This window comes from Candidatus Cyrtobacter comes, assembly GCF_034470605.1.
GTDB classification, from domain to species: domain Bacteria; phylum Pseudomonadota; class Alphaproteobacteria; order Rickettsiales; family Midichloriaceae; genus Cyrtobacter; species Cyrtobacter comes.
The window spans coordinates 1-7,332 of record NZ_JARGYT010000064.1 but is presented as its reverse complement, the minus strand read 5'-3'; the positions used below and the strand labels follow the sequence as shown (position 1 = coordinate 7,332).

The following is a 7,332-nucleotide window of genomic DNA, read 5'->3' as shown; positions in this document are numbered from 1 at the left end:
TTCGCTAAACTCAAAGAAAATCGACGCTTAGCATTACGATTTGAGAAATCCGATCTCTCTTTCCTTGCCTTTATAGCTTTAGCATCTATTAAATACAACCTTTGTTAACAGTGCCTATACAGTATGAATTTATAATAATGTCTATCTTCTTCTGGGCATACAGCTTTTATATTGAAGCCTAATACCAGACCAACTTTATATATAGAATAAGGTTTTACAAACGGAGGTTCTGAAGGGTCTAGTCTACGTGGATTGGGATTGCCTAGGATAAATTCATACTTATTCTTAAAGGTAAGACCATGTTCTGTGCGTGTGTAATTTTTATCATCGCTAAGGCCAAAGCATGCGTCAATTTTTTGATAGAATGTTACAAGTGGGTCACTTTTTTCATCATAAGCGTATATATAATTAACTACTCATAGGTTGAGCAGTATCACCGCTTTGGCTATAGATCCCTAAACCGATGCGTGCGTGATGATCGTTTTGTGTGCTATAAAGCGGATTAAACGGCCTATATATACCAGATTGTGGATCTCCCTGATTCGTTATACACTTTGCCAGCATTTTAGACATGCCAGAATAGAATGCGTATGCGTCACCATCAGTAACGGTATACTGTCTTATAGCAAAAAAACTAGATGATATAACGTCCGACTTGCTTATTATAGCGTTATGTGAATCTGACATAATTCGCGCAGTATTAAAGTATGATCGTGATCATAGCGTGGCGATATGATAAAGCAATACCCCGACAACATATTCATAGAGTGGTTAAAATTATAATTTTCTCATATTTGTTCAAAAATTTAGGCTCAATAATTCAGATCCAGCATATAATAATTTTTATCGTAACTAGCTTTTTTGATAAAAATAAATCATTGATGGATTGCATTACAGCGAGTATAATGCCCATGGATTATGGAACTACTTAAGGTTATTTAAATGAGCTCGCTGAGAATAGAGATAGAAGAAACTCCTAATCCTGAGACCCTTAAGTTTTTGCTTAATATACAGGTTTTGAAGGGTATGGGTGCTGCAAGTTTTTCTGATTTTGAAGAAGCAAAAAATTCTCCAATGGCTCAGCACATACTGCACATAGATGGTGTAAAATCTGTGTTCTTAGCTAGTAATTTTATATCTGTTACAAAAAAAGAAGAATTTGAATGGGATATGCTGAGTACTAATATACAGGCTGCGATAATGGATCATATATCTGCAGGGTATCCTATTATGATAGAAGAGTATGTGGCAGATTATCCAAATGGTCTTAAGACCGAGCTTGAAAAGCAAATAAGTGATGTTATAGATCTAAAAATACGTCCAGCTGTTCAGGCTGATGGTGGTGATATTGAAATGTGTGGTTTTGAAGATGGTGTTGTTTTTGTGAGAATGCAAGGTGCTTGTTCTGGTTGCCCGCAGTCTCTTTTTACATTAAAGGCTGGAATAGAAAGGACATTGAAGCATTTTGTGCCTGAGGTAGTATCAGTGGAGCAGGTATAATGTTTGGAACAGATGGGATAAGGGGTAAGGTTAATTCTTATCCTATACTTCCCGAGAACATGCTAAAAATTGGTTCTGCTATCGGTCTTCATCTTGGCCTAAAGCCGACATTTAAGAGACCTTCCGCGATTATGGCAAAGGATACAAGGCTTTCTTGTTATCTTTTGGAATCTGCTCTCACTGCAGGCCTGCTATCTGTCGGTGTTGATGTTACACTACTTGGGCCTATGCCAACCCCCGCTCTTGCTGTGCTAACAAAATCAATGAGAGCGGATTTCGGTATTATGATTTCAGCTTCCCATAATCTTTATCAAGATAATGGGATAAAGATTTTTGATAATTCTGGTCATAAAATCAGCGATTCATGCCAATCTAATATATTGGATATAATAAATTGCAATCGTATCACTTTAGTAGAGCCAGAAGATTTAGGGAGGGTATATAGGATGGAGGATGCGCCTGGTAGATATATAGAATATGTTAAAAATACCTTACCTAAAAATACAACCTTTAGCGGAATTAAAGTTGTTATCGATGCTGCTAATGGTGCGGCTTATAAAATAGCACCTAAGGTTTTATGGGAATTAGGTGCCGAGGTTATTAGTATTGGATGCGCGCCTAATGGTATTAATATTAATAGAGATTGCGGTTCTAATTGCATTGAAAATGTGGGGAGGGCGGTTTTAGAGAATGGCGCTGATATAGGTATAGCATTAGATGGGGATGCAGATAGAATAGCTATATGTGATGAAAATGGAAGAGGTATTAATGGTGATTACCTGATTTGTATGTTGGCCCTTTATATGAAAGAGGTAGAGTTGCTTAGAAATAATGGAATTGTTATCACTAAAGCTTCAAATAGTGCATTAACAGATTTCTTATCAAAAATGGGTATAGATGTTATACACTCAACAAAAATAGGGGATAAGAGCGTTATGAAATCTCTTGTGGAGCATAATCTTAATTTTGGTGGGGAGCAATCTGGTCATATAATTTTCAGAGATTATTCATCTACTGGTGATGGGTTAATTGCGGCATTACGTATTATTTTGGTTTTATTAAAATCAGGAAAAAAGTTAAGTGAGATTGCAAGGCCGTTTGATCTTTATCCGCAAAGCTGCATAAATGTTCCTTATCGTGCGGACGATATACTTGAAAAAGAATCAATCAAAAGTATCTTAGACAAAATAAAAAAAGAGTATCCAGATTTATCATTAATGATTAGGAAGTCTGGTACAGAGAGGGTTGTGCGGGTTATAATTGAAGGAAGAGATGAGCGTACAGTGAATTATGCTTCAAGCAGTCTAGAAAATGTACTAATTAGTGCATCTTAGGGCAGTATGGATAGCTATTAATTTAAGTTTGGTGAAAAGCCATCAATATGAGATAAATCATGAAAAGATTTAATAAGTATCAGGAAATTCTGTGTTTTACAATTCTTATGCTCTTTAATAAGGATCAAAGTTATATCTATACCGCCCATCTTAGCATGCAATAAATCGTGAATGTGGTGTAGCTTTGTTTTTACTAAAATGATATCTTTACACAATTAGAATTTTTAATGATTTGGCTATAATTGAAGTGTCCGTTTTGTGAGAATAAGGAAACTTTAGTAAAAGATTCTAGGCATTCGGAAGATGGAGAGATTATAAAGAGGCGGCGTTATTGTAGTGATTGTGGCTCTTATTTTCGGACTCTTGAATATTTGCTAATACCGGAAATTCTTGTTATAAAGCGTAATGGGTCTAATGTCCCATTTAGTATTGATAAATTGCTTCATTCTATGAAAATTGCTGTAAGGAAGCGTAGCGTGCAGCACGAGGTAATAGAGGAGGCTGTTTTGAGAATATCTAAGATCATAAGGAAAGAAAATAAGGTTACTTCAAATTATATAGGGGCTTTGGCTATGAAGGAGTTATCATCTATAGACCAAGTGGCGTACATACGGTATGCATCAGTCTATTATGATTTTAATTCCATAGCAGATTTTACTTCTTTTATACAAAAAGTATCAGATGAATAGAGGGTATTTGGTTATTGCTGCGGGTGGTACAGGTGGTCATGTTATACCTGCGCAAGTGCTTGGGGAGGAACTCAAGCAACGTATTGATATAGAGTATATAACAGATTCTAGGGGGCTGAGGTATTTTAAGAATATTGGTGATAATAAAATAAAAGTATTGGGATTAAAAAGGATGGGTTATGCGCTATGGTGCAAGCTTATCATCATATTTCAAATAATGTTTTATGCCCTTAAACTGGCTATTGTCTTTATTATTAAGAGGCCGCGTTTAGTAATTTCTTTTGGTGGATACCCTTGCGCTGCTGCTGGTGTAGCCGCGTTTCTTGCGAGAGTTCCGATAATAATCTATGAGCAAAATTCTGTTGTTGGCAAAACAAATAGTCTTATGATGGTTGCTGCGCAATATATTATCACATCATTTCCAAATGTTTCTGTAAAGCCACGATACCAAAAGAAGGTTCATGTGCTGAGACCACCAAATAGAGTAGCTTTTGAAAACATGCAAAAAACCACCACAGATACTATAATAACAATTATAGGTGGGAGCCAGGGTTCATCTTTATTCTCTAAGGTAATTCCAGATTCAATTAATATGCTAAAAAATAAGCATAACGTTAAGGTTTTTCATCAAGTACGGAGGGAGGATATAAAAAAAGTTACAGAATTTTATATAGCTTCTGGTATTAATGCAGAGGTTAAAGAATTTTGTGAAAATATTTTAGAATTATTTTCACAAAGCTCTATATTAATAGCAAGGGCTGGTGCTTCTTCTATTTTTGAGATTCTATATTTGAGGAAGCCTTCTATATTGATTCCACTAGCAAATTCAGCAAACAACCACCAGCTCTTTAATGCAAAATACCTTGCGGATAATCAGGCTGCAATACTGATAGAGGAAAAAGTTCTGAATGCAGAACTTCTTTCTAATACAATATCCAATTTAATGAGCGATAAAAGGCTTTATGAAAAAATTGAGAATAACCTTGCTTATATTGAAGGTATGCAGCAAAAAAAAACTATAAGGGATTTTATTGAAGAAGTTATAAGTGGAGCTTGAAAAGATAATTCATAAATCTAATAACAAGCATTTAGTTATATGTGGTGCGACAGCTACTGGAAAATCGGAACTTGCTGTTAGGTTAGCGGATAAGCTGGATTGCATTATTATAAACGCAGATTCAATGCAGGTTTATAAAGAGCTTCCATTATTGACGGCTCAGCCGCTAGAATCTGCGATTCAACATAAATTATATGGGGTAATAAGTTGCCAAGATGAGTTTTCGGTTAATATTTGGCTGAACTTAGTAAAAAATGAGCTACAAAATAGTACAAAGAGGGTCATTTTTGTTGGCGGTAGTGGGATGTATATCAAGGCATTGATTAACGGAATTTCTCAACTTCCTGATATTTCACAAGAAACTAGGAATTTTGTATATAGACTATCTATGAGTGGTGTGGATCTACATAATATGTTGGCATCAGTAGATAGGCCACTTGCAGAAAGGGTGCATAAGAATGATATAAAAAGGATACAAAGAGGATTAATGGTTTATTATGAAACAAAAGTTCCTTTATCACAGTGGCACATTGAAAATATTGGAGCTTCAAAAAGAGATGAATTTTTCTTAATAAATAAGGAGGTGCCAAGAGATCTAATTTATCGTAATTGCAATAAAAGATTTTTAGATTCTTTGTATAATGGTGTGTTGGAGGAGGTTGAGAATGCCATAAAAGTTGGTTGTAGTAGTACTGCTTCAAAGATACTTGGAATGGAGGAGATAGTGGCGTACTTAGAGAATAAATCAACATTAGAAAATTCCACTATATTAGCTCAACAAAAAATTAGAAATTATGCAAAAAGACAATTAACCTGGTTTAGACATCAATTTATATACGACTGTATTGTAAATTAGGTTGTTTTTAATATATCAAGTTTCTTTAACATTAAAATTTACCTAAAATTAGCTTTTTAGTACTTGAATGTGATGTTTATAGATACTATCTAAACTCTACCTTAGGGAAGAATTTTTAACTATATAAATGAGCCAAAAAGATTATTACAAAGTATTGGGAGTTGCTCGTACCGCTACTCAGGATGAAATAAAGAAAGCCTATAGACAAATGGCGAAGGAGTGGCATCCTGATAAACATCAAGGTGATAGTGGTGCAACACAAAAATTTAAAGATATTAACGAAGCATATGAAGTATTACAAGATCCACAAAAAAGGGCTTCCTATGATTCGTATGGTAATTCTCCGTTCTCTCAAGGAGGAAGTGGTCAGCAAAGGGCCTCTGCTAATTCATCAGGGTTTGGAGATTTTTCAGATGTTTTTGGAGACATATTTGAAAATTTTATGGGTGGAGGTAGGGCCTCAAGAAGAGCAAAAGCTTCTACTGCAATACCAGGCTCTGATATAAGATACGACTTAACTATAACATTGGAAGAGGCTTTTACTGGAAAAAAGAAATCTGTAAAATATAGTACTGCAGTCAAATGCGTTGATTGTAATGGAGCTGGAAGCTCCGACGGTGGTATTTATGTAAATTGTATAGCATGCGGTGGTAGTGGAGCAACGAGAGCACAGCAGGGATTTTTCGTGGTAGAAAGTACATGTAGGACTTGTTCTGGAAGTGGTAAGGCGCTTAAGGATCCTTGTAGAAAGTGTCATGGTCAGGGTAGGGTAGTAGGCAATAAGGAGATACAGGTTTCAATACCTCCTGGGGTTGATAATGAGACGAAGATTAGAATAGCAAATGAAGGTGAAGTAGGTGTTAGGGGTGGGGCTTCTGGTCATCTGTATATATTCGTTTTTATAAAGAAGCATAAGATTTTTGAAAGAAAGGATGTGGATTTATATTATGATATGCCTATTAAAATGACAGTTGCATCTTTGGGCGGTAAGGTAGAAATACCTGCTATAGATGGGAGTTCAGCGATTCTTTCAGTACCAGAAGGTACTCAAAATGGAACGGTTTTTAAAATTTCTAGTAAAGGTATGCCTAGAATTAAATCACCAGAAAAATTTGGTGATTTATATGCAAAGGTATATGTTGAGGTGCCGGTAAAACTTAGTAATGAGCAAAAAAAGCTATTGCAAGAATTTGAAAATGCTTCTTTGCCATCATGTAGCCCAAAATCTAATGGATTTTTTAAAAAAGTGAAGGATATATGGAAGGATATAACTGGTTGATATATAGCCATTATTAAATGAATGAAATTGATATGGTTTTTGGGATTTATCTAAAATTAGATTTATGATTCTGGAAGTTGCGAAAAGATATGTATAGAGCTGTTTTATTTGAGATGGTATAGGTAGATAATACAGCTTATTATATTTATTTTTAATATGCTATATAGCTAAATTGCCATAAAAGAGTGCTAACTTTGAAAATACTTTAGTTATTATTAAGTTAAGTGTAGCAAAATGACTCATTATATAATTATATTATACAGCTTAGCTTTTGCATCTTTATACCCTGAGACAACTTATTGAATTTTATAGTAAATCAAGTTAAGATTTGCGTATTAAAGAATTTAACTAAAGCATCGAGAGACTTCACATTTAGATAGTTTTTGATAGAATGCTATTAAAATACTCAATTAGGTTGGTTTCAGATGATCATCTGAAACCTGTTGCAAAAGTGAAGATACGCATAAGAATGGCCATGTGCGCGGGATTCAGCGCTATAAATATAAAGCATGTGACTTGAATTTTGTGAAGGGAGATCGTCGGTATAACCGTGAAACGGCAGTCAAAAAGGCTCTTTGCGTGATCCTCTACAGCCTTGGGAAAGCCTCATTTTCCAT

General features: G+C 35.0%; 7 protein-coding genes. 6 read left to right on the top strand and 1 reads right to left on the bottom strand.

The window, feature by feature from the left end:
* Window positions 1-408: 408 nt before the first annotated feature.
* Window positions 409-687, bottom strand: a complete 279-nt coding sequence (locus Cyrtocomes_RS04605; RefSeq protein WP_322498024.1) for a hypothetical protein — start codon at window positions 685-687, stop codon at window positions 409-411.
* Window positions 688-942: 255 nt separating this feature from the next.
* On the opposite strand from Cyrtocomes_RS04605, the gene Cyrtocomes_RS04600 reads away from it, so the two are divergent.
* The 6 genes from Cyrtocomes_RS04600 (at window position 943) to dnaJ (ending at window position 6,715) form a co-directional block, all read left to right on the top strand.
* Window positions 943-1,500 carry a NifU family protein gene (locus Cyrtocomes_RS04600; RefSeq protein ID WP_322498023.1) on the top strand — a complete coding sequence of 186 codons (558 nt, stop codon included), beginning with the start codon at window positions 943-945 and terminating at the stop codon, window positions 1,498-1,500.
* Window positions 1,500-2,834: a phosphoglucosamine mutase gene (gene glmM / locus Cyrtocomes_RS04595; RefSeq protein WP_322498022.1), complete on the top strand. Its 1,335-nt coding sequence runs from the start codon at window positions 1,500-1,502 to the stop codon at window positions 2,832-2,834. Before Cyrtocomes_RS04600 ends, glmM begins: the two co-directional genes overlap by 1 nt.
* 242 nt (window positions 2,835-3,076) lie before the next feature.
* Window positions 3,077-3,523: a transcriptional regulator NrdR gene (gene nrdR, locus Cyrtocomes_RS04590; protein ID WP_322498021.1), complete on the top strand. Its 447-nt coding sequence runs from the start codon at window positions 3,077-3,079 to the stop codon at window positions 3,521-3,523.
* The gene (locus tag Cyrtocomes_RS04585; RefSeq protein ID WP_322498020.1) at window positions 3,516-4,580 is read left to right on the top strand and encodes a UDP-N-acetylglucosamine--N-acetylmuramyl-(pentapeptide) pyrophosphoryl-undecaprenol N-acetylglucosamine transferase; all 1,065 of its coding nucleotides are present in this window, start codon (window positions 3,516-3,518) and stop codon (window positions 4,578-4,580) included. The genes nrdR and Cyrtocomes_RS04585 overlap by 8 nt, the downstream gene beginning before the upstream one ends.
* Window positions 4,570-5,436 carry a tRNA (adenosine(37)-N6)-dimethylallyltransferase MiaA gene (gene miaA / locus Cyrtocomes_RS04580; protein WP_322498019.1) on the top strand — a complete coding sequence of 289 codons (867 nt, stop codon included), beginning with the start codon at window positions 4,570-4,572 and terminating at the stop codon, window positions 5,434-5,436. The genes Cyrtocomes_RS04585 and miaA overlap by 11 nt, the downstream gene beginning before the upstream one ends.
* 127 nt (window positions 5,437-5,563) lie before the next feature.
* Window positions 5,564-6,715, top strand: a complete 1,152-nt coding sequence (dnaJ, locus tag Cyrtocomes_RS04575) for a molecular chaperone DnaJ (protein ID WP_322498018.1) — start codon at window positions 5,564-5,566, stop codon at window positions 6,713-6,715.
* Window positions 6,716-7,332 lie beyond the last annotated feature (617 nt).